This is a genomic window from Marinobacter caseinilyticus (assembly GCF_011074955.1).
GTDB lineage: Bacteria > Pseudomonadota > Gammaproteobacteria > Pseudomonadales > Oleiphilaceae > Marinobacter > Marinobacter caseinilyticus.
In genome coordinates, this window is record NZ_WUQJ01000030.1 from 60,714 (window position 1) to 81,522 (window position 20,809).

At 56.3% G+C, this 20,809-nt stretch carries 19 protein-coding genes and 1 pseudogene; 8 read left to right on the forward strand and 12 right to left on the reverse strand.

The annotated features are described in order from the left end of the window. Positions 1-101: 101 nt before the first annotated feature. The 6 genes and pseudogenes from GRX64_RS14965 to GRX64_RS19645 all read left to right on the forward strand — a co-directional run bounded on the left by GRX64_RS14965 (position 102) and on the right by GRX64_RS19645 (position 5,358). On the forward strand, positions 102-1,259 hold the full coding sequence (locus tag GRX64_RS14965; RefSeq protein ID WP_166268548.1) for an ABC transporter substrate-binding protein: 1,158 nt from the start codon (positions 102-104) through the stop codon (positions 1,257-1,259). A 79-nt stretch (positions 1,260-1,338) separates the two neighbouring features. Then, entirely contained in the window at positions 1,339-2,214 is an 876-nt protein-coding gene (locus GRX64_RS14970; RefSeq protein WP_166268549.1) for a branched-chain amino acid ABC transporter permease, read from the forward strand. After that, a complete protein-coding gene (locus tag GRX64_RS14975) occupies positions 2,214-3,221 on the forward strand; it encodes a branched-chain amino acid ABC transporter permease (RefSeq protein ID WP_166268550.1) in 1,008 nt (335 codons plus the stop codon). Before GRX64_RS14970 ends, GRX64_RS14975 begins: the two co-directional genes overlap by 1 nt. After that, the gene (locus tag GRX64_RS14980) at positions 3,218-3,976 is read left to right on the forward strand and encodes an ABC transporter ATP-binding protein (protein WP_166268551.1); all 759 of its coding nucleotides are present in this window, start codon (positions 3,218-3,220) and stop codon (positions 3,974-3,976) included. The genes GRX64_RS14975 and GRX64_RS14980 overlap by 4 nt, the downstream gene beginning before the upstream one ends. A gap of 38 nt (positions 3,977-4,014) precedes the next feature. After that, positions 4,015-4,443: pseudogene (locus GRX64_RS19640) on the forward strand (hemerythrin domain-containing protein); the annotation flags it as partial. Positions 4,444-4,653: 210 nt separating this feature from the next. After that, the gene (locus GRX64_RS19645; RefSeq protein ID WP_235937708.1) at positions 4,654-5,358 is read left to right on the forward strand and encodes an ABC transporter ATP-binding protein; all 705 of its coding nucleotides are present in this window, start codon (positions 4,654-4,656) and stop codon (positions 5,356-5,358) included. A gap of 39 nt (positions 5,359-5,397) precedes the next feature. Here the strand turns inward: GRX64_RS19645 and GRX64_RS14990 are convergent, their stop codons facing one another. Next, positions 5,398-8,916: an indolepyruvate ferredoxin oxidoreductase family protein gene (locus GRX64_RS14990; RefSeq protein ID WP_166268553.1), complete on the reverse strand. Its 3,519-nt coding sequence runs from the start codon at positions 8,914-8,916 to the stop codon at positions 5,398-5,400. Positions 8,917-9,072: 156 nt separating this feature from the next. Between GRX64_RS14990 and GRX64_RS14995 the strand changes: the two genes are divergently transcribed. Further along, complete coding sequence (locus GRX64_RS14995; RefSeq protein ID WP_166268554.1) at positions 9,073-9,552, forward strand: Lrp/AsnC family transcriptional regulator; 480 nt, start codon at positions 9,073-9,075, stop codon at positions 9,550-9,552. 65 nt (positions 9,553-9,617) lie between these two features. Here the strand turns inward: GRX64_RS14995 and paaZ are convergent, their stop codons facing one another. The 9 genes from paaZ to paaG form a co-directional block, all read right to left on the reverse strand. Continuing rightward, positions 9,618-11,663, reverse strand: coding sequence for a phenylacetic acid degradation bifunctional protein PaaZ (gene paaZ / locus GRX64_RS15000; RefSeq protein ID WP_166268555.1), 2,046 nt, complete (start codon positions 11,661-11,663; stop codon positions 9,618-9,620). Positions 11,664-11,752: 89 nt separating this feature from the next. Then, positions 11,753-12,832 carry a 1,2-phenylacetyl-CoA epoxidase subunit PaaE gene (gene paaE, locus GRX64_RS15005; RefSeq protein ID WP_166268556.1) on the reverse strand — a complete coding sequence of 360 codons (1,080 nt, stop codon included), beginning with the start codon at positions 12,830-12,832 and terminating at the stop codon, positions 11,753-11,755. Between the two features lie 13 nt (positions 12,833-12,845). Continuing rightward, the gene (gene paaD / locus GRX64_RS15010) at positions 12,846-13,415 is read right to left on the reverse strand and encodes a 1,2-phenylacetyl-CoA epoxidase subunit PaaD (RefSeq protein ID WP_166268557.1); all 570 of its coding nucleotides are present in this window, start codon (positions 13,413-13,415) and stop codon (positions 12,846-12,848) included. Then, positions 13,399-14,163 (reverse strand): 1,2-phenylacetyl-CoA epoxidase subunit PaaC, encoded by a 765-nt coding sequence (gene paaC / locus GRX64_RS15015; protein WP_166268558.1) that lies wholly within the window; start codon positions 14,161-14,163, stop codon positions 13,399-13,401. Before paaC ends, paaD begins: the two co-directional genes overlap by 17 nt. A 10-nt stretch (positions 14,164-14,173) precedes the next feature. Next, positions 14,174-14,455, reverse strand: a complete 282-nt coding sequence (gene paaB, locus GRX64_RS15020; protein WP_166268559.1) for a 1,2-phenylacetyl-CoA epoxidase subunit PaaB — start codon at positions 14,453-14,455, stop codon at positions 14,174-14,176. Between the two features lie 17 nt (positions 14,456-14,472). Beyond that, positions 14,473-15,465, reverse strand: a complete 993-nt coding sequence (paaA, locus tag GRX64_RS15025) for a 1,2-phenylacetyl-CoA epoxidase subunit PaaA (RefSeq protein ID WP_166268560.1) — start codon at positions 15,463-15,465, stop codon at positions 14,473-14,475. A 348-nt stretch (positions 15,466-15,813) separates the two neighbouring features. Continuing rightward, entirely contained in the window at positions 15,814-17,121 is a 1,308-nt protein-coding gene (gene paaK, locus GRX64_RS15030; RefSeq protein ID WP_166268561.1) for a phenylacetate--CoA ligase PaaK, read from the reverse strand. 61 nt (positions 17,122-17,182) lie between these two features. Beyond that, a complete protein-coding gene (gene paaI, locus GRX64_RS15035; protein WP_166268562.1) occupies positions 17,183-17,629 on the reverse strand; it encodes a hydroxyphenylacetyl-CoA thioesterase PaaI in 447 nt (148 codons plus the stop codon). Between the two features lie 31 nt (positions 17,630-17,660). Continuing rightward, entirely contained in the window at positions 17,661-18,452 is a 792-nt protein-coding gene (gene paaG, locus GRX64_RS15040) for a 2-(1,2-epoxy-1,2-dihydrophenyl)acetyl-CoA isomerase PaaG (RefSeq protein WP_166268563.1), read from the reverse strand. A gap of 385 nt (positions 18,453-18,837) precedes the next feature. Here paaG and GRX64_RS15045 point away from each other — a divergent pair, with 385 nt between their 5' ends. Next, positions 18,838-19,431, forward strand: coding sequence for a phenylacetic acid degradation protein PaaY (locus tag GRX64_RS15045; protein ID WP_166268564.1), 594 nt, complete (start codon positions 18,838-18,840; stop codon positions 19,429-19,431). Positions 19,432-19,467: 36 nt separating this feature from the next. On the opposite strand, the gene GRX64_RS15050 is transcribed toward GRX64_RS15045, so the two are convergent. After that, complete coding sequence (locus GRX64_RS15050) at positions 19,468-20,367, reverse strand: haloalkane dehalogenase (RefSeq protein WP_166268565.1); 900 nt, start codon at positions 20,365-20,367, stop codon at positions 19,468-19,470. Positions 20,368-20,487: 120 nt separating this feature from the next. Next, a complete protein-coding gene (locus GRX64_RS15055) occupies positions 20,488-20,736 on the reverse strand; it encodes a hypothetical protein (protein WP_166268566.1) in 249 nt (82 codons plus the stop codon). Positions 20,737-20,809 lie beyond the last annotated feature (73 nt).

A 20,809-nucleotide genomic window follows, 5' to 3' on the forward strand; every position in this document is an offset into this window, starting at 1 on the left:
TCATATGGCGCGAAGGTCCTGAAAAGCTTTCAAACGTTGTTTTGCTTCTGAGACATGATGGGGGTAACTCAGGCCCCGCACAATTCGGGAGAATAAAAACAATGCTTAAGACAATGATGCGTCGCGCAGGAAAATGCGCAGCAGTTGCTGCTGCCGCTCTCATGATGATGAGTGTTCAGGCGGCTGAGCCAATCAAGATCGGGTCGTTCCTGTCGGTTACTGGCCCGGCATCCTTCCTTGGCGACCCCGAACTTAAAACGCTTGAGATGTACATCGAAAAAATCAATGAAGAGGGCGGTGTTCTGGGGCGTCAGTTGGAGCTGATCCATTATGACGACGTCGGCAATGCCTCTTCTGCCCGTAACTTCGCCAGCCGTCTGATTCGCTCGGACCAGGTTGATATCATTGTTGGCGGCAGCACCACCGGTGCCACCATGGCAGCGGCGCCTTTGATCGAGCAGGCGCAGGTTCCCTTTATATCGCTGGCGGGTGCGGTGGTAATTACCACACCGGTGAAGAAATGGGTGTTCAAAACGCCGCAGTCTGACCGTATGGCCGCTGAGCGCATTCTGTCCGACATGAAAGATCGCGGCATCACCAAAATCGGTCTGATTTCGGGAACGGGCGGGTTTGGTAGTTCCGGCCGGACCCAAACTCTGGAAGTGGCAGGGCTGCTTGGCATTGAAGTACTCGCCGATGTGACCTACAGCGGATCTGATACAGACATGACCGCCCAACTGACCAATATCCGTAACACAAAGGGCATTGAAGCGGTTCTGAATTTCGGTTTTGGTCAGGGCCCGGCTATTGTGACCCGCAACTACGCTCAATTGGGCATGGGGCTTCCATTCTATCAGTCTCATGGGGTAGCGTCTGACAGCTTCCTTGAGCTGGCCGGTTCTTCTGCGGAAGGCCTTCGTCTGCCAGCGTCACCGCTGCTGGTTCCGGACTCGCTGCCTGATAGCGATCCACAGAAAGCCGTGGTTCAGAACTATAAATCTGAGTACGAGGCGCGCTGGGGTTCCAAGGTTTCAACCTTTGGTGCCTATGCCTACGACGGTCTTATGCTGGCGGTACGGGCGATTGAAACGGCCGGTTCTACCGAACCCGAAGCTGTTCGGGAGGCTCTGGAAAATATCAAGGGCTATGTTGGGGTCACTGGGGAGTTCAACATGTCTCCGAACGACCACAATGGCCTCAGCGCAGATTCCTTCCGCATTCTGGAAGTGCAGAATGGCGAGTGGAAGCTGATTAACTGATATCCCTTTCACCTGTCTCACGGCTGGCGGCTGCCCCGGTGGGTAGGTCGCTAGCCGATGTTCGGCTGGAACCACCGCTATGCTCTCAGAATTCTTACAGTATCTATTCACTGGGATCACTATCGGCGCAACCTACGCCCTGATAGCCCTGGGCTTCACCCTGATTTACAACTCCAGCCATGTCATCAACTTCGCCCAAGGCGAATTTCTGATGATTGGAGGTATGGCGACGGTGTCTATGGCGGCCATGGGTGTCCCCATGGTGCTGGCGATCGTGTTGGCGATCATTCTGGCGGGCGTGCTGGGGATTGCCCTTCAGCGCTTCGCCATCGCACCGGCCAAACAGGCCGACGTAGTTACCCTGATTATTATTACCATTGGTGCGTCCATCTTTATTCGCGGAATTGCCCAGTTGGTCTGGGGCAAGGAATACCACGTGATGCCGAATTTCAGTACCAATGAGCCGATCGAGGTGTTTGGTGCCGTGCTGAACAGCCAAAGTCTCTGGGTTTTGGGTGTCGGTGCGGTGCTGGTCGTTGCTCTGGTGTTGTTCTTTACCAAGACCCTGATTGGCAAAGCCATTCTGGCAACATCCATGAACAAGGAGGCCGCACGCCTGGTTGGTATACGTACTCAGATGGTGCTAATGCTGGCCTTTATGTTGTCGGCTCTGCTGGGTTCCGTGGCTGGGATTGTGGTGGCACCTATCACCTTCACGTCTTACGACATCGGTATCATTCTAGGACTCAAGGGCTTCGTGGCCGCCGCCATTGGTGGCCTGGGCAGTGGGGTTGGTGCTGTCGTCGGTGGCCTGTTGCTCGGAATTGTTGAAGCTATGTCGGCAGGCTATATCTCATCCGATTACAAGGACGCGGTGGCGTTTTCCATGATACTGCTGGTGCTCTTCTTTATGCCGCGGGGATTGTTTGGCGCCAAGATAGTGGAGCGCGTGTGATGTTGAACGGTGTTATGCAGTCGCGCCTCCGGGGACTGATTATCCTGGCGCTTATCTTGATGGTTTTACCTGTTTTTTTTGGTAATCCATTCCACTATGAGCTGGCCACCCAGGTAGCGATTATTGCCGCTACCGTTGTCGGCCTGAACCTTCTGGTCGGCTTTGCCGGCCAGATCAGTCTCGGTCATGCCGGGTTCTTCGGTCTTGGCGCCTACTTTACGGGCATTGCGACCGGGACTTACGGCTGGTCTTCTGTCCCCGCGCTCATGGCCGGCGCAATTGCAGTCGGCATTGTTGCCTGGATAGTGGGCCGTCCGATCCTGCGCCTGAAGGGCCATTACCTGTCCATGGCAACCCTCGCGGTAGGATTCATTATTGCCATCATCCTGAACAATGAGCGGGCCATTACCGGCGGTCCCGACGGCATGTCGGTCCCGGCTTTTGAAATATTCGGGTGGGAGCTCAGTTCTTTTGGCCGGTATTCGCTGTTCGGGCTTGATATTTCGGGAGTTCAAGCCTGGTATATGTTTGCCAGTGTGGTTCTTCTAGTGGCGGTGTGGTTTGCCCTGAACCTTATTGAATCACCCATCGGCCGGGCTTTACGTTCCGTGCACGGCTCGGAAGTGGCTGCCAGCGTGGTGGGAGTGAATACAGCAAAGTACAAAAGCCTCGTGTTCGTGATTTCCGCCATCTATGCAAGCGTGATGGGCAGCCTCTACGCTCACTTTCAGGGATTTATTACCCCGGCGGTGGCAAGCTTCGAATTCTCCATTCTCTTTATCACTATGGTTGTCCTTGGGGGCATGGGATCCACTTTTGGCGTGATTCTGGGTGCCGTCGTACTGAAACTTCTGCCGCAGGTTCTGGCGGATTTTCAGGAACTGGAAACAGTGATGTTCGGCCTCATCCTGATGCTCACCATGATTTTCATGCCCAAAGGGCTGCTCCCGACCCTGACCGCAGTGGTATACAAAAGAAGGCGAAGGAAAGCGGGAGGTACGGCATGACAGCGCTGATTGAAGTGAAAGAGCTGGATAAAGCTTTTGGTGGCGTTCATGCGGTTGAAGGGGTCAGCTTCGCGGTAAACGCCGGGCAGGTCTATTCAGTCATCGGCCCGAATGGTGCCGGCAAGACCACGTTGTTCAATCTGATCACAGGCCTCTATACCCCGTCGAAGGGTGAGATTCTGCTCAACGGCGAGAGTACTGTCAGGCTGGCGCCGAACCAGCTCGCAGAACGGGGCATGTGCCGGACCTTTCAGCAGATGCAGATCTGCATGAACATGACCGCCATCGAGAACGTGATGCTTGGCCGGCACCTTCAGCTCAAGAGCAGTCTGTTCACCACGCTGTTCCGGCTGCCGTCCTTGCGGCGCAACGAGACTGTCGCCCGGAATCGCGCGGCTGAGTTGATGGAGTACGTCGGGTGTGGAGACTACCTGGCAGCGGAAGCCCCGGCGATGTCCTATGGGGGGCTCAAGCGGCTTGAAATTGCCCGGGCCCTGGCAGCCGAACCCAAGGTCATTCTTCTGGACGAGCCAGCGGCCGGCCTGAACGCCACAGAAACCGCGGCACTGGAAGAATTGATCCGGAAAATTGCGGAGCAGGGCATAACCGTGATGCTGGTTGAGCACGATATGAAACTGGTTATGGGAATATCCGACCGGTTGCTGGTGCTTAACTATGGTCGCGTTCTGGCCGAGGGTACACCAGAGGAAATCCGTCAGAACCCTGATGTTATTGCCGCCTATCTGGGTGGCTGAGCAAGGAAACATTTCACATGAGCGAGCAACACACTGAAATGGCGCCTGCCCAGCCACACAGCGAGCAGGCCGTTCACATTATCGTCCGGGAGCATCAGGCGCTTTGGCGGATACTGGATCTGCTGGACCAGATTCTCAGCGATATGAATGTCAACGAACAGCGTCCGGACGAGCGGGTGTTCAATAGCATTTTTGACTACATTCAGCACTTCTCGCAGCGGGTCCATAGCACGCCTACGGACATCGAACTTTACAAGCGGCTCAGTGAGAAATCCCCCGAGACGGCACCCCTGCTGGAGAAACTGGCCAAGGGCTACCTGATCGGGCATGAAAAACTGCAGGAATTGCGCAAGCTGCTGGCAAACTGCGTGGAGTGCTGGCCGGAAGGGCGCGAGGAGTTCAGCCATGCCCTGGCCCGTTTTACCGAAGCCTTGCGCAAGCACATTCGCAAGGAAGAGGGTGTGGTCATTCCCCGAGCCCGGAAATTGCTGACCGAGGAAGACTGGCAGCACATTGTTGAATTCCGGGATGTAGAGAATGATCCGTTGTTTGGCGAACGGGTCCGGGAAGAGTTCCGGGAATTACGCCACCGGATTGTCAGCTACACCCCGGAACAGTTCGGAGGGCTCGGTCTCAAGCACGCGGAGCGAGTAACGGCGCCTCACGCAAGGCAGGAGCTGCTGTCCATTAAGGGGCTTGTTACCTCCTACGGCCAGATTGAGGTTCTGCACGAGGTGGATATCCAGATCAACAGTGGCGAGATCGTATCTCTGGTAGGCGCCAACGGTGCCGGCAAATCAACATTGTTGATGACCATTTCCGGGCTACAGCCGACCGAACGGGGCTCCATAACCTTCAGAGGCAGAGATCTGGCGAAAGTCAGTACCGATCAGCGAGTGGCCGAAGGCATTGTGCAGGTGCCTGAGGGTCGGCAGGTTTTCAAAGATCTCAGTGTCCACGACAACCTCCTGCTGGGTGCGTATACCCGGGGCAAGACGCCCGAAGTTATGGATGATCTGGAGCGCATGTACACCAAGTTCCCCATACTTCGACAGAAACGCCATAACCTAGCCGGTGAGCTTTCCGGAGGCCAGCAACAGATGCTTGCCATTGGACGGGCGCTGATGGCCAAGCCCAGACTGCTGCTACTGGATGAACCCAGCATGGGCCTTGCGCCGTTGATTATTGAAGAGATCTTCAACATCGTAAAGGAGCTGAAGGAAGAGGGTATTACCATCTTTCTGGTAGAGCAGAATGCTTCCCAGGCACTGGCATTGGCAGATCGCGGTTATGTCCTTGAAACCGGGCTGGTGGTGATTGAAGGGACTGGCCGGGAACTACTCAGCAATGAAAAAGTTCGTGAGGCGTACCTTGGCATGTGATGTTCCAGAATGAGGTCCGGAAGCAGGGGCCTCAGGGCTTCAAACATGGTTTATCTCCTTACCGGCCAATTGGGCGCGAATGAGGGTAGGACGGCCAGTATCCAGCGCCTTGATCAGTTCGGCCTGTTTTCCCCGGATGCCTTCGACCGCCTGCTCCCGCACGGGTCCAAAACCCCGCACGTCGGCTGGTAGTTCTGCCAGTTGTAGGAAGGTTTCGTAGTTGCCGGCGTTGAGCTCCCGGCCAATTCGGGCCACCAGGTTCTGATAGTCTTTCAGCATAGCGCGGTCGAGCTTCCGATCTGCTGAGTAACGGAACGGATCCGCCACGGTTCCGCGCAGGCTGCGAAATTTTGCCAGCAGTCGGAAGGCCCGAAACATCCGGGGGCCGAACCGGCGTTTTTTCGGCCGCCCCTGCGCATCGGTTTTGCCATTCAGCAGTGGCGGGGCCAGGTGGAAATGGACCTTGAAGTCACCTTCGAAGTTTTCATGCACTTCTTTCATGAAGTCAGTTTCCGCGAACAGCCGGGCCACTTCGTATTCATCCTTGAAGGCCATTAAGCGATACAGTTGCTGCGCTGCGGCCCGGGTCAGGAGCAGGTTCGTCTGTCCCAGGGTTTCCTCGGCGTTCCGCACTGTGGCAACACTGGTCCGGTACTGGTCGGCCCACTGTCGGTTCTGATAGTTAATCAGATGCCGGTAGCGGGTCTCTATGAGCCCATCCAGGGTTGGCTCGGCTTTGATATCGACAGTCTGCGCATTATCGGTGTCCAGAAGGTCTGTTACCACGCTCAGATCAACCGCGGCCAGACGGCCCCAGCCGAAGGCTTCCTTGTTGCGATCGATGGCGACGCCATTGAGCTCGATGGCCCTCATCAAAGCAGACTCGGACAGCGGCAGAAGCCCTTTCTGCCAGGCAAAGCCGAGCATCATCACGTTGGAGAACACAGTGTCGCCCATCAGTTTCTCGGCGATGCCATTAGCGTCGAGCTGGTCAAAATGGTCGTCGCCAACGGCATCCCGCAGCAGGCTCAGTCGCTTGTCGGCCTTCATGTCAGCATCGCGGTAGAGCACGTAATCGGCGGTGGGCAGTTCCGCTTCGTTGGCCACAATTCGGGTGTGATTCGGCCTGAGCACACTCAGGGCTTTTTGGGACGATGCTACCACCAGGTCACAGGCGATAACCGCATCGGCCTGGCCATTGCTGATTCGCACCTGATGCAATTTGTCCGGGGACGGTGCCATGCGCACATAGCTCAGCACGGTGCCGCCCTTCTGGGCGAAGCCCATGAAATCCAGCACCGAAGTGCCGCGGGATTCCAGATGCGCGGCCATGGTGATCAACTGGCCCACGGTGACGACGCCGGTACCGCCCACACCACCCACGAGAAGGTCATAGGAGCCAGCCAGCTCCGGCAGTTCGGGTGTCGGCAGGCCAGCCAATTTGCTGGTCAGTACCGACCCGGTGTCCAGACCCCGGGACTTACGCAACTGCCCGCCTTCAATAGTCACAAAACTTGGGCAGAAACCGTTGAGGCAAGAATAGTCCTTGTTGCACGAGAATTGGTCGATCTTGCGTTTACGACCCAACTCGGTTTTGCGAGGTACGACCGAAAGACAGTTGGATTGCACCGAGCAATCGCCGCAACCCTCGCATACGTGGTGGTTGATAAACACTCGCTTGGCTGGATCCGGGAACTGGTTCCGCTTGCGTCGCCGGCGCTTTTCAGCGGCACAGGTCTGGTCGTAGATCAGCACGGTACACCCGGGAATATCTCGCAACTCTCGCTGAACAGTATCCAGCTTGGAGCGGTCGTGAAAGGAGACACCCTTCGGGAACAGGTCCTTCTGCTTGTCGTACTTTTCCGGTTCGTCACTGAGCACCGCGACCCGGCGAACGCCCTCGGAAGTGACCTGCTGGGCAATCATTGGGACGCTGATCTTGCCATCCACCGGTTGGCCTCCGGTCATGGCTACGGCATCGTTGAACAGAATCTTGTAGGTAATGTTAGTGCCCGCAGCCACCGACTGGCGAATGGCCATGGACCCGGAGTGGAAATAGGTGCCCTCGCCCAGATTCTGAAACACGTGGGGGTTTCCGATATAACGGCTCTTGCCAATCCAGTTGACCCCTTCACCACCCATCTGGATGAGAGACTCCGTTTTCCGGCCCATCCAGGAGGCCATGAAGTGGCAACCAATGCCAGCCAGAGCCTTGCTACCTTCAGGCACCTTGGTGGAAGTATTGTGAGGGCAGCCGGAGCAGAAATACGGCAGGCGCCTGACTCCGCCTGGATCCAGAGCATTCGAAATAACGCTGATCTCGGCAATACGTTCACTGAAGTCCAGGGAGAAGAATCGGCCAAGCCGGGCGGCCAGGTAACCCGCAACCAGCTTCGGGCTCAGCTCACCCACATAGGGAATCAGCGGGCGCCCCAGTTCGTCCTGTTTGCCGGTGATGAGAACTTCACCAGGGCGGTCCGGCTCCGACATGGTTTCCTTGATCTGGCTTTCGATAATGCCCCGTTTCTCTTCGATCACTAACACTTCTTCCTTGCCATGAACGAAGTTCAGGATCCCGCGGCGCTCCAGAGGCCAGACCATGCCGATTTTGTAGATATCCAGCCCCATCTTCCGGGCCTTGTCTTCACCAATGCCCAACAGGTCCAGGGCTTCGAGCAGGTCCAGGTGGCCTTTGCCGGTGGTCACAATGCCGAAGCGGGCTTCCGGGTGGTTGAACAGGCAACGGTCAATAGGGTTGGCCCTGGCAAACGCCTGCACGGCGGCGAGCTTGTGTTCGATCCGGGTTTCGAGTTGGGGGCCGGGCAGGTCTGGCCACCGGTAATGGAGACCGCTTTCGGGGGGAGTGAAGTCATCGGGAGTTACGAATTCCGGCTGGGGTGGCAGCTCCACGGACGCCGCGCTTTCAACCGTCTCGGAGATGGCCTTGAATCCGACCCAGCAGCCACTGTATCGGGACAGAGCATAGCCCCAGAGGCCGAATTCCAGATACTCGGCGATGTTGGCCGGGTTGATGGTGGGGATGAAGAAACTCATAAACGCCACATCGGATTGATGGGGCATAGAGGAAGACACACAGCCATGGTCATCGCCGGCAACGACCAGAACGCCGCCATGAGGTGACGAGCCATAGGTAGTGCCGTGCTTGAGAGCATCGCCGGCACGGTCGACACCGGGGCCCTTGCCGTACCAGAGGCCGAATACGCCATCCACCTGGCGGTCATCGTCGGTTTCCACCTGCTGGGTACCGAGCATGATGGTGGCGGCGAGATCCTCGTTAATAGCGGGTACGAAGTCGATGCGGTTTTCATCGAGCAGGGCTTGGGCCTGCCAGAGCGCCTGATCGTATGCACCCAGGGGAGAGCCCCGGTAACCGCTGACCATACCCGCCGTGTTCAGCCCCTGTTTACGATCCAGGGCGGCCTGCATCAGAGGTATGCGAACCAGAGCCTGTGTTCCGGTCAGGAAAACCCGTCCGGATTCCCGCAGGTAACGGTCGTCCAGAGTGTAATTGTCGAGTTGTGGAGTATTGGCGGGCATGGGGCTTCCCTTTTGTTTGTTTTATGACCAAAAGTATAGAGGGAAGTTCGCCAAAGGTGCTTGCATATTAGGTGAACGCTACTGGAGTATGCGAAAGAATATTCAATAAAATACAAAGTTGTGAAAGAAAATTTTAAAAATAACAGGTGATGCTAAATGAAAAAGATTGATCTGGATAAGCTGGATCGGCGAATCCTGTCGGTGCTTCAGGAGGATGGGCGCATCAGTAATCAGTTGCTGGCCGAACAGGTGGGGTTATCGCCGGCGGCTTGCTGGCGGCGGGTAAGGAATCTTGAGGAAAGTGGCGTGATTAAGGGATACTGCGCCAGAGTGGATCCAGAGCGCATGGGGCAGGGGCTATGCGTGTTGGTTAACCTGTCGTTGCAAAGACACAACATCGATAGCACGACAGAGATCGAACATCTGGTCAGCAGTTACCCGGAGGTGCTTCAGTGTTTTGCGGTGACGGGGGATGCCGATTTTGTGTTGCGCGTAATCGTGCCTGATATGGCCAGTTACGACCGATTCCTGAACGAAAAGATCTTCACCTTGCAGGGCATTGCGCAGGTGAATTCAAACTTTACTTTGCGGGAGATCAAGAATACCGAGACCATCCCGGTGGATGGTCTGGCATAAGACTTCGGTGAGGTGAAGCTGCGGTTGTGTTCCCAGGACTGGAATCACGCCCTGACAACCCGGTTTTACTCAGGCTTTTTGGCAACCAGTGTCAGGATGTCGTAGCTCGCAACCAGCTCATCATTCTGGTTCTGAACCTGAACATCCCAGACCACCACACCCTGAGGGTGTCCATCCGGAGATGTCCGACCCTGATCGATCTTGCGCTTGCAGGTCAGCCGAGCCCGGATCGTGTCCCCCGGGGCAACCGGCTCGATAAAGCGCAGGGTGTCCAGGCCGTAGTTCGCCAGCACCGGACCTTCGCCCGGATAAACGAACAGGCCCGCCGCCGCGGAAAGCACGAAATAGCCATGGGCAATGCGCTTGCCGAACTGGGAGTCCCGCGCCGCAATTTCATCAAAATGCATATAGAAGTGATCGCCGGACAGGCAGCCGAAGTTGACGATGTCGGCCTCGGTGACCGTGCGCCGGTGAGTCAGCAGGGATTCGTTGATCTGAAGATCTTCAAAATGGTGACGGAACGGATGCACCTCGGTTTCGATCAGATCGGCACCGCGCACATACTCGCGGGTGACCGCGGCCAGCATGGTCGGGGAACCCTGAATCGCCGTTCTTTGCAGGTAGTGATGGACCGCCCGGATACCGCCGAGTTCTTCACCGCCTCCGGCACGGCCGGGGCCGCCATGCTTGAGCATGGGCAGGGGTGAACCATGGCCTGTTGATTCTTTGGCAGCTTCTGCGTTCAGCAGGTGCAGGCGCCCATGGTAGGCCGCCAGAGCGGGAACAATCTTGGCGGCGATGGCCGGATCACGAGTGGTCAGAGTGGTGACAAGTGAGCCGCGGCCCTTGGCACACAGAGCGATCGCGTCCTCGATGGTGTTGTAGGGAATCACGGTTGCCACCGGCCCAAAAGCTTCAATATCGTGGGCACCACAGCCACTTTCCGGGTTGCGGCACAGCAGTACATGCGGTTCGATGAACGCGCCTTTCTCGGTGCCTTCACCAGTCGGCTTGAAATCGCCGTTACCACCGATAATCAGTTCACTGGTTTTCAGCAATTCCTGAATGTTGGCTTTGACGTCCTCAAGCTGGTCAACGGAGGCCAGGGCACCCATGCGAACGCCTTCGATAGAAGGGTCACCGACAGTGATCTTCGACAACCGCTCTTTGAGCTTTTCGCAGACAGCGTCCACTTGGTTCTCCGGTACCAGGACCCGACGGATTGCAGTACATTTCTGGCCGGCTTTGGCGGTCATCTCACGCCCGACTTCCTTCACGAAGATATCGAATTCTTCGTGCTCCGGCGTCACGTCCGGGGCCAGTATGGCACTGTTCAGTGAGTCGGCCTCAGCATTGAACGGAATGGAACGGTTGATGATGTTTGGATGATTCTTGAGTTTGCGAGCAGTCGCAGCGGAACCGGTGAAGGTCACCACGTCCTGCTCTTCGAGGTGGTCGAACAGATCGCCGGTGCTGCCGATGATCAGCTGCAGACTGCCTTCGGGCAGGGCACCGGATTCCTGCATCAGGCGAACGGCCAGCTCGGTGACATAACAGGTCGAGGTCGCTGGCTTCACAATGGAGGGCATGCCCGCCAGGAAGGTCGGCGCGAATTTCTCCAGCATGCCCCACACCGGGAAGTTGTAGGCGTCAATGTGGACGGCGACACCGCCTCGGGGGACCAGGATATGGGTGCCCGCGAAGTGGTTGTTCTTGCCCAGCGGCGTTACCGGTCCTTCGTGGACGACGTTGCCGGACGGCAGTTCGCGCCGGCCCATGCTGGCATAGGCAAACAGAGTACCGAAGCCGCCGTCGATATCGATGCCGTTGTCGCCTTTGCTGGACCCCGTGTGCATCGAAAGCGCGTACAGTTCTTTCTTGTGGTCCTGCAGGTAGAGGGCCATGGCTTTCAAGGCGAGAGCTCGCTCCTGGAAATCCATTGCCAGCAGATTCTTGCCGCCAACTTTACGGCCGTATTCCACGGCCTTTTTGAAATTGAGCGTGTCGTCATGGGTGTGTGCCACGATGTCGCCGTTGATGGCACTGGGCAGGGCTTTGGCAGGCTTTTCACCGACCCATTGGCCGGCGATGTAACTTTTGAGGACTGACATGGGTAACTCCAATCGTTTCTGAAACGCCAGGGCAAGTATCTTTAACTCGGGACTCGCCTTGCTGCTATCTTGATTTTGAATCGGTGGGGCTACATCTCGTCGTAGTCCAGAACCACCTTGTCGCTGACCGGATAGCACTGGCAGGAGAGTACGTAGCCGGCTGCCACCTCATAATCTTCCAGGGCAAAGTTCTGGTCCATTTCCACTTCGCCTTCCACGACCTTCGCCCGGCAAGTGGAACAAACGCCGGCCTTGCAGGAATAAGGCAGGTCAGCGCCTTCCTCGTTGCCAGCTTCCAGGATGCTTTTGGTATCACGAACCAGTGGGAAGGTCAGGGAGCGGCCATCGGCGATGACGGTGACTTCGCTCACCGACTGCGGGTCCACATTGGACGGAGCGCGGTCCTTGCGGGCTTGGGGCACGCCACCGGCGGGCGTAAACAGCTCAAAATGGATCTTGCTTTTGTCCATGCCATGACGAATCAGTGAGTCGCGCACGGTCTCGGTCATCAGCTGGGGGCCGCAGATGAAGGCCGCGGTGAGATCCTTGGCATTGATCCAGTGGTCGAACAGGGCATCGCACTTGTCGTGGTCAATCCGCCCGTTGTACAGGTCAATGTCCTGCTCTTCGCGGGTAAAAATGTACACCAGGTTTAAGCGGGCCATGTATTCGTTTTTCAGGTCCTGGAGTTCATCCCGGAACATGGTGCTGCTGGTGGCCTTGTTGCCATAGAACAGCGTGACCTCGCTCTTGGGCTCGGTTTCCAAGGTGGTCTTGACAATTGACAGGATCGGGGTGATACCACTGCCGGCGGCCACCGCCAGGTAATGGCCCTGACGCTCGGGATCGAGATCGATGGAAAAGTGGCCCTGGGGTGGCATGACTTCAAGCGTTTCACCGGGTTTCAGTTGCTCATTGGCAAAGGTTGAGAAGAGGCCACCGGATACTTTCTTGACCGCAATGCGCAGTTCCTGGTCTTTCACACTGCGACAGATTGAGTAAGAGCGACGGACTTCCTCGCCATCCAGTCGGGTTCTGACAATCAGGTGCTGGCCCTGCTTGTAGCTGAACTTGTCCGCCAGATCCTCCGGCAGGTCAAACGCCAGTGATACGGCGTTTCTAGTTTCAGGCCTGACCTCTTTGAGGGTCAGCGGATAGAATTTATTCATGATCGTATCGGCTCTAGATGCATTTGAAGTAGTCGAAGGGCTCGAGGCATTCCTTGCAACGGTATAAGGCTTTGCAGGCGGTGGATCCGAATTCACTGACCCGTTCGGTGTCCTCGCTGCCGCAGAGAGGACAGGCAATGATTTCCGGTTCGCCGAGCAGGCTCATCTTGCTGGAACTGCCCTCGGGCGGGGCGATTCCGAACGCCCGAAGCTTGTCTTTACCTTCGGCTGTGATCCAGTCGGTAGTCCAGGCAGGGGTCAGCACCCGGTTAATTTTCGGATTCCGAAAGCCCACGGCGCGCAAGGCTTCGGTGATCAACTCCTCAATCAACTCAGTGGCCGGGCAGCCGGAGTAAGTCGGGGTTACGTCAACGGACAATTCATTTCCGTCCCAACGCAAGGCGCGAACAATGCCGAGTTCCACGACGCTGACTGCCGGCACTTCGGGGTCTTTGACCTCCTCAAGAAGTGCCCAGATGTCGTCCTCTGTCAACAGATCGGGGCGGGCGTTTGCCGGTACCCGATCGCTGGCAATCAGGATATCGACGGCTGACCGACTGACGGAATCACCAGGTTGTGGCATCGGGATAGGCCCTCTGCAGGAACTGCATTTCCGCCAGAATGAAACCGAGGTGTTCGGTGTGTTCGCCGTGCTTGCCACCCATATACATCCAGGCGTCTTCTGCACCGGGTGTCAGGGTTGCCTGGGTTAGCACCTCGTTGGCCATACCGCGCCAGTCTTGGGCGAGCTGGTCAGGCTCCGGGCCAATGCCGGCCTCGGCCAGAACACGATCAGTGTCGTCCGGGGTGATCAGTTCGCCGGTGAAGCGCCAGAGAATATCCACGGCATCCTGCATGCGTTGGTGGCTCTCTTCAGTGCCATCGCCGAGACGCTTGACCCACTCGGATGACCGACGCAGGTGATAGGTGGCTTCTTTCACCGCTTTGGAGGCGATGCCAGCAATGCGCTCATCGCTGGATTCGGTCAGGCTCGTCAGGGTGAAGTAATGCCACACATCGAAGAAAAACTGTCGACCCATGGTGACCGCATAGTCTTCATTGGGCTGTTCGGTGAGCAGCAGGTTGCGGTAATCGTGGGCATCGCGAAGAAACGCCAGTTTGTCGGCATCCCGGCCATCATCAATCAGCTCGGCTGCGTACTCGTACCAGTTGCGGGCCTGGCCGATAAGGTCGAGGGCAACGTTCATCACTGCCATTTCTTCCTCAAGTGCCGGGGCCTTGCCGCACAGCTCACACAGGCGCTGGCCCAGGATCATGTCGGAATCTGCCAACCGCAGCAGATATTCTCTTAATGCTTCTGTTTGTGTCATGAATCGCTCCTTACATGTGTCCGACTTCATCGGGCAGCTTGTAAAACGAAGCATGCCGGTAAATCTTGTCTTCCGACGGATCGAAAAGAACTTCTTTTTCGTCAGATGCGGAGGCCGTGATGGTGTCGGAGGGGACTACCCAGATACTCACGCCCTCGCTACGGCGGGTGTAGAGGTCGCGGGCGTTTTCCATGGCCATCTCTGCGTCAGCGGCGTGCACACTGCCCACATGTTTGTGGTTCAGGCCGTGCTTGGATCGCACAAAAACTTCGTAAAGGCGCCATTCAGACATGCGGTATTCCTCCGGTATCAAGCGGCATTTGCGCGCTGTTTCTGTTTCTCGGCATAGGCGACTGCTGCCTGACGAACCCATGCGCCCTCGTCAATGGCTTTCTTGCGCGTGGTGATGCGTTCGCGGTTGCAGGGACCGTTACCCTTGAGCACGTCGTAGAATTCCTGCCAGTTGATTTCGCCGAAATCGTAATGACCGGTTTCCTCGTTCCATTTCAGATCCGGGTCCGGCGCGGTGCATCCCAGAAACTCAAGCTGCGGTATGGTCTGATCAATGAACATCTGGCGCAGTTCGTCGTTGCTCTTGCGTTTGATCTTCCAGGCCAAGGATTGCTGCGAGTTCGGTGACTCATCATCGTGCGGGCCGAACATCATCAGGGCCGGCCACCAGATCCGGTTAATGGCGTCCTGGACCATGGCTTTCTGCTCATCGGTGCCTTCGCGCATCATGTCCAACAGAATCTGGTAACCCTGGCGCTGGTGGAAGCTCTCTTCCTTACAGATACGGACCATAGCGCGGGAGTAGGGACCATAGGAGGTCCGCTGGAGTACAACCTGGTTCACAATTGCAGCGCCATCCACCAGCCAGCCAACGGCACCCATATCTGCCCAGTTCAGAGTCGGGTAATTGAAGATACTGGAGTACTTGGCTTTGCCCTGATGCAGCTTCTCGATTTCTTCATCGCGGTCTGCACCGAGGGTTTCCATGGAGCTGTATAGGTATAGGCCATGGCCTGCTTCATCCTGGATCTTGGCCATCAGCTGAAGCTTGCGCTTAAGGTTAGGTGCCCGGGTAACCCAGTTGCCTTCCGGCAGCATGCCAACCACTTCTGAGTGAGCATGCTGGGAGATTTGGCGAATCAGGGTCTTGCGGTAGCCTTCAGGCATCCAGTTCTTGGGTTCGATCTTGATTTCGGCGTCGACCTTTTCCTGAAATTCAAGCTCTTCAGGTGACATTTCTTCTTTGGTTTTCAGGCGCTTGGCACCGGTTTCAACGAGCTGGGCGTACATAAAAATACCTCCGGATCGAGTGTTTTGTTCAATTGCTTGTGAACAGTGATGCCTTCAGGAGCGACTGAACGGCCATTGACTCCATATTATATGATACTTAATAAATATCAAGAAGTGCTTTTGTGTGTCATGTTTTGTTTTGAATTCTTCTTGGTGACGTTTATATTTATGATTTATATGGTAAAAAATGTGATACGCAATAAAATTCCATTGAGGCTGGTGCCGAAAAAGTAAATTTAAATCGGTAATTCGCTGCAAAGATGGCCTGGCAGTCGAGAGGGCAAGAAGCTACCGGGGAGCCAGCCAACAGGAAGGTGGGCGGGCCCCCGCCAGACAAGTCTGGAAGATTTAGTCGTTGCGGCGGTCAAATACACGCTTGGCCTTGCCTTCCGAGCGGGCAAGGCGGTTGGTTTCCACCACCTCGACACGGGTGCTGATGCCGACGTAGGACTTGATGTGATGAGCAAGTTCCTTGGCTGTCTTGGCCCGCACGTCATCGCCGGAAACGCTTGGTTTGAGTTCAGCCCGGACAGTCACGCAGTCCAGGTTGCCTTCCTTGTAAACCTCAATCTCGTAATGCGGGGCCAGTGCCTCGCATTTCAGCACCTGTTCCTCGATCTGGCTCGGGAACATGTTCACGCCGCGGATAATCAACATGTCATCACTGCGTCCGGTAATTTTGTCAATCCGGCGCATGGGTCTGGCGGTTCCCGGTAGTAGGCGGGTGAGATCCCGGGTGCGATAACGCAGGATCGGCAGGGCCACCTTGGTCAGTGAAGTGAAGACCAGCTCACCGTATTCCCCATCAGGCAGGACTTCACCGGTTTCCGGGTTGATGATTTCCGGATAGAAATGATCTTCCCAGATGGTGGGCCCATCTTTGGTTTCAATACATTCCATACCGACGCCGGGCCCCATCACCTCGGAAAGACCATAGATATCGAGGGCCTGGATGCCCAGTCGTTGCTCAATTTTGGCGCGCATTGCGTTGGTCCAGGGCTCTGCCCCGAAAATGCCCAGCCGCAGAGGCAGTTTGTGTGGGTCAAGGCCCTGGCGATCCATCTCGTCGGCAATGTTCAGCATGTAGGACGGTGTCACCATGATGATGTCGGGTTCGAAATCTTTGATCAGCTGTACCTGTTTCTCGGTCTGGCCGCCAGACATTGGGATGACCGTACAGCCGAGACGCTCGGCACCGTAGTGGGCGCCAAGACCGCCTGTGAAGAGGCCATAACCATAGGCAACATGCACCTTGTCACCGGCATGGCCGCCACCAGCGCGAATAGAGCGTGCTACAACGTCTGCCCAAGTGTCGATGTCACTCTGGGTGTAGCCGACTACGGTTGGTTTGCCGGTGGTTCCGCTGGAAGCATGCACCCGAACCACGTCGGACATCGGCGTGGCAAACATGCCGAACGGGTAGTTGTCCCGCAAGTCTGCCTTGGTGGTAAACGGTACCCTGGCGAGGTCTTCCAGGGAGTTGATGTCCATCGGTTTGAGATCGATATCGTCAAAAGCCTTACGGTAAAAAGGCACATTGGTGTACGCGTGAATAAGGCTCCAGCGAAGGCGCTGAAGCTGCTCGTGGCGGAGCTCGTCAATGCTGGCGGTCTCCATTCGGTCGAGTTTGCCAATTTTCTGGAGGGGTAGGCTCATGATCCTGTCCTGCTTTGTTCTTATAGGGTAATGGTCGGTGTTCTGGTAAGACTGTCGGCGCTCATGCATTTTCTTCCGAACCGCGTACCGTGCCGCGAACTTCGTAGGAACGGCCCCGGAACAGGGCGACCTTGCGCCCGTCCTGATTGGTCAGTGTGATGTCGTAAACGCCAGTGCGGCCACCTCGGGCCTGCTCTTCGGCCGTGGCGATCAGCCGGTCGCCTTTTTTGGCGCCGTACATGTAATCGATGCTACAGCCGGAGGCGACGGTGGCCCGGTCATAACTGTTGCAAGCGAAAGCAAAAGCGGAATCGGCCAGGGTAAACAGGTAGCCGCCGTGGCAGGAGCCGTGGCCCTGAATCATGTCGTCGGTGACGGTCATGGTGAGTACCGCTTTGCCGGGGCCTACGGACTCAATGCTCATGCCCAGGTTCTGGCTGGCCCGGTCTCGGGCAAACATGGCCTTTGCGCATTCCTCGGCGAGTGTTTGCGGGTCTATATCACTCATTAAGAAAACCCCGTCTCAGCGCCTGCATAGCTTACTTCCCCTTAAAGGCAGGCGTGCGTTTATTCATGAAAGCGGCAACGCCTTCGCGGTAGTCTTCGGTTTGCCCCGCCATGCGCTGGAGGTCCCTTTCAAGGTTGATCTGTTCTTCAAAGGTATTATTGCTGCTGGCATGGAGGGCGCGCTTGATCAAGGCCAGGCCCTTGGTGGGCTGAATGGCGAAATGCCGGGCCAGTTTCATGGTTTCTTCCATGATCTGACCATCATCCACGCACCGCCAAATCATGCCCCAGTTCTCGGCCTGCTCAGCACTGATCTTCTCCCCGAGCAGGGCCATCCCTTTGGCTCGGGCCATCCCGGCCACACGGGGCAGGGACCAGGTGCCGCCAGAATCGGGCACCAGGCCGAGTTTGCAGAACGCTTGCACAAAACTGGCAGAGCGGGCTGCCAGCGTGATGTCGCAGGCCAGGGCGATGTTGGCGCCGGCGCCGGCAGCGACACCATTAACGGCACAGAGGACTGGCATCGGCAGATCCCTCAAGCTCCGCACTAAGGGGTTGTAATAGTTTTCCAGCGAGGCACCCAGATCTGGTGTTTCCTGGTCCGGGGAAACGCTGCGGTCTGAAAGGTCCTGCCCGGCGCAAAAACCCCGACCAGAGCCGGTAATAACCAGGACACGGACAGATTCATCCTTGCGCACAGTGCCGATAGCATCGCGCATGCGTTCGTGCATTTCGACATTGAAACTGTTCAGGCTGTCTGGACGGTTCAGGATTAGCAGCGCCACACCCTGATTGATTTCGAGAAGAATGCTCGGCTGAGTCATGGCTTTGTTGTCCTGTTGTTCATTTGGAAGATAGCTTGAAAGGCGTCTTGGACCGGTACGACACTATCAATTATGAAAATGAGTATATCTTAGTATTGATACCCGTCAATGATTGTAGAGTTCATTTTATGTATCGCTTTTGCTCTGTGTGATGGGAAAATTTTTATATGTTCATGAAAATAATAAAAAATATTTTATAATCTTTACCGGGCCTTCGGTTTTAGTCGCAGTTTGAGTATGGTTAACGACGTTTTTGTTATGATAATTCCTTCAAAACACGATAATGTGATACAGAAATTGAGTAAAAATAACTTTTAAGGTCCCATGTTTTTAGTGTGACGCAGGTCCGAGACTGTTGCGGTGCCTGTTAGCTTAGGAGAGCGTTATGCCCAGTTACAGTATAGAAGGCGTTGTCCCCGTCGTTCACCCATCCGCCTATGTTCACCCGACGGCCGTGCTGATCGGGGACGTCTGGATCGGTGCGGAGTGTTATGTGGGGCCGGCGGCTTCGCTGCGAGGTGATTTTGGCCGGGTCGTGCTTAAGGACGGCTCGAATATTCAGGATAACTGCGTCATGCATGCTTTCCCGGGTATGGATACGGTGATTGAGAAAAACGGCCATGTGGGGCACGGCGCGATCCTTCACGGGTGCGTTGTCGGCGAGGACGCAATGGTTGGCATGAACGCAGTGGTCATGGACGAGGCTTTAATCGCACCCCGTTCCATCGTTGGCGCCGGTGCCTTGGTCAAAGCCGGTTTTAGGTGTGAGCCTGCGTCACTCATCGTGGGTGCGCCCGCAAAGGTGCTGCGTACGCTGAACGATAACGAGATAGCGTGGAAAGCGAAGGGCACCGAAGAGTACCAGAGACTAACCCGTCGCTCCCTTGCGAGCCTGGAGGAATGCCAGCCACTCGCGAAGGCGGAGTCTGATCGGCCCAGGGTTGATGCAGGGAGTTACCAGCCCAAACATCAGAGTTGATAGGGGTTGGGGCGTCTCACACCGTCATGGCGTGTGTCAGGCCGCCGCCTCTGATTTCAGGGCATCATTGATAATGCGGGCAAAATCTTCAGGGGAATCTTCTTGCAGGAAATGCCCGCCCCTCAGAGTGATATGGGGCTGGCCATGCGCACCGGGAATGCGTCTTTGCATGCTGCGGTCGCCGCCGCGTGTGATGGGGTCGCCGCTACTAAAACACGTAATAAAGGGTTTTTTCCAGTTTTCCAATATCTGCCAGGCGGCTTTATTGGCCAGGCTGGCCGGGTCGTTTGGCGAGAGCGGCACCAGTTTTGGGAAGGCCCGCGCCCCGGCTTTGTAGGCATCGCCCGGGAAGGGGGCTTCATAGGCTGCCATTTCTGCTTTCGACAGAGTGCGACCGGTTCCCAGCTGCACAATTCGGCTGATTGGGAACCACGGGCTGTACATGGCAAACGCTTTCCACAGGGTAAATGCGGTCGGTACGGGAGCATCACCGGTGGGCAGCATGCCGTTGCCGACAATGATGCGCCGGAACCGCTGCGGATGTTCGGCGACGAGCCGGAGGCCCAGTAATGACCCCCAGTTCTGGCACACCAACGTTATATTGTTGAGATCCAGCGCCTCCAGCCAGTGCGTTAACCAAGCCATGTGGCTGTCATAACTGTAGTCGGCGACGCTGGCGGGTTTGTCCGACTTGCCAAAGCCGATCAAATCGGGTGCAAGAACGCGGTGACCGGCCTCAGCAACGCGGGGAATCATGTGTCGATAAAGATACGACCACGATGGTTCGCCATGCAGCATAACCACCGGATCACACTGTTGTGGACCTTCGTCCACATAATGCATCCGGAGTCCGGGCTGAACCTCAAGGTAATTGGGTGCGAAAGGATAATCCGGCAACCCACCAAAGCGGGTCTCATCGGTTCTCAGTATACGCATACCATCGACTGTCCTGACTGATTGGGTGCGCGGCCGACATTCTTGGCCATATCCGCACAGCATAAAGCAGATGGCGACGCGGTGTGTTTGGTTTGCGTAACAGTGCGTTGCCCTATTGATTCAGGATGCGATCTCTTTCATTTCGTCGGGGCTGTCAAGGGCTGCTATTGCTGCGTCACAGCTGTTAACGGCCCCACAATCATCGGCGGAACAAAGGGCGATAGTTTGGCACCCAACATCGTAACGGTCCTGGTTATCGTTGCGGAACATGCGGGTGCGCGACAGAATGGAATTACAGTGGCCGCACAGCAATGTGGGAACAGCCCGACCGGGGGCCAGCGTGGCAATGTAGAGATCCCGTGTTGTCATGTTTTTTCCCTCATAAATTTAATATTAGGGGCGAAACATGACAATTAAAGGTCGTTAGAGGCAGTGTCCCGTA

Excerpts from the sequence above, each read along its gene's own strand:
- paaB (WP_166268559.1), bottom strand. The coding sequence starts at position 14,455 with ATGTCTGAATGGCGCCTTTACGAAGTTTTTGTGCGATCCAAGCACGGC.
- GRX64_RS15050 (WP_166268565.1), bottom strand. The coding sequence starts at position 20,367 with ATGCGTATACTGAGAACCGATGAGACCCGCTTTGGTGGGTTGCCGGAT.
- paaA (WP_166268560.1), bottom strand. The coding sequence starts at position 15,465 with ATGTACGCCCAGCTCGTTGAAACCGGTGCCAAGCGCCTGAAAACCAAA.
- GRX64_RS14980 (WP_166268551.1), top strand. The coding sequence starts at position 3,218 with ATGACAGCGCTGATTGAAGTGAAAGAGCTGGATAAAGCTTTTGGTGGC.
- GRX64_RS15045 (WP_166268564.1), top strand. The coding sequence starts at position 18,838 with ATGCCCAGTTACAGTATAGAAGGCGTTGTCCCCGTCGTTCACCCATCC.
- GRX64_RS14975 (WP_166268550.1), top strand. The coding sequence starts at position 2,214 with ATGTTGAACGGTGTTATGCAGTCGCGCCTCCGGGGACTGATTATCCTG.
- paaD (WP_166268557.1), bottom strand. The coding sequence starts at position 13,415 with ATGCCACAACCTGGTGATTCCGTCAGTCGGTCAGCCGTCGATATCCTG.
- GRX64_RS14995 (WP_166268554.1), top strand. The coding sequence starts at position 9,073 with ATGAAAAAGATTGATCTGGATAAGCTGGATCGGCGAATCCTGTCGGTG.
- paaK (WP_166268561.1), bottom strand. The coding sequence starts at position 17,121 with ATGAGCCTACCCCTCCAGAAAATTGGCAAACTCGACCGAATGGAGACC.
- GRX64_RS14970 (WP_166268549.1), top strand. The coding sequence starts at position 1,339 with ATGCTCTCAGAATTCTTACAGTATCTATTCACTGGGATCACTATCGGC.
- paaE (WP_166268556.1), bottom strand. The coding sequence starts at position 12,832 with ATGAATAAATTCTATCCGCTGACCCTCAAAGAGGTCAGGCCTGAAACT.
- GRX64_RS15055 (WP_166268566.1), bottom strand. The coding sequence starts at position 20,736 with ATGACAACACGGGATCTCTACATTGCCACGCTGGCCCCCGGTCGGGCT.
- GRX64_RS14965 (WP_166268548.1), top strand. The coding sequence starts at position 102 with ATGCTTAAGACAATGATGCGTCGCGCAGGAAAATGCGCAGCAGTTGCT.
- paaC (WP_166268558.1), bottom strand. The coding sequence starts at position 14,163 with ATGACACAAACAGAAGCATTAAGAGAATATCTGCTGCGGTTGGCAGAT.
- paaG (WP_166268563.1), bottom strand. The coding sequence starts at position 18,452 with ATGACTCAGCCGAGCATTCTTCTCGAAATCAATCAGGGTGTGGCGCTG.
- GRX64_RS14990 (WP_166268553.1), bottom strand. The coding sequence starts at position 8,916 with ATGCCCGCCAATACTCCACAACTCGACAATTACACTCTGGACGACCGT.
- paaI (WP_166268562.1), bottom strand. The coding sequence starts at position 17,629 with ATGAGTGATATAGACCCGCAAACACTCGCCGAGGAATGCGCAAAGGCC.
- paaZ (WP_166268555.1), bottom strand. The coding sequence starts at position 11,663 with ATGTCAGTCCTCAAAAGTTACATCGCCGGCCAATGGGTCGGTGAAAAG.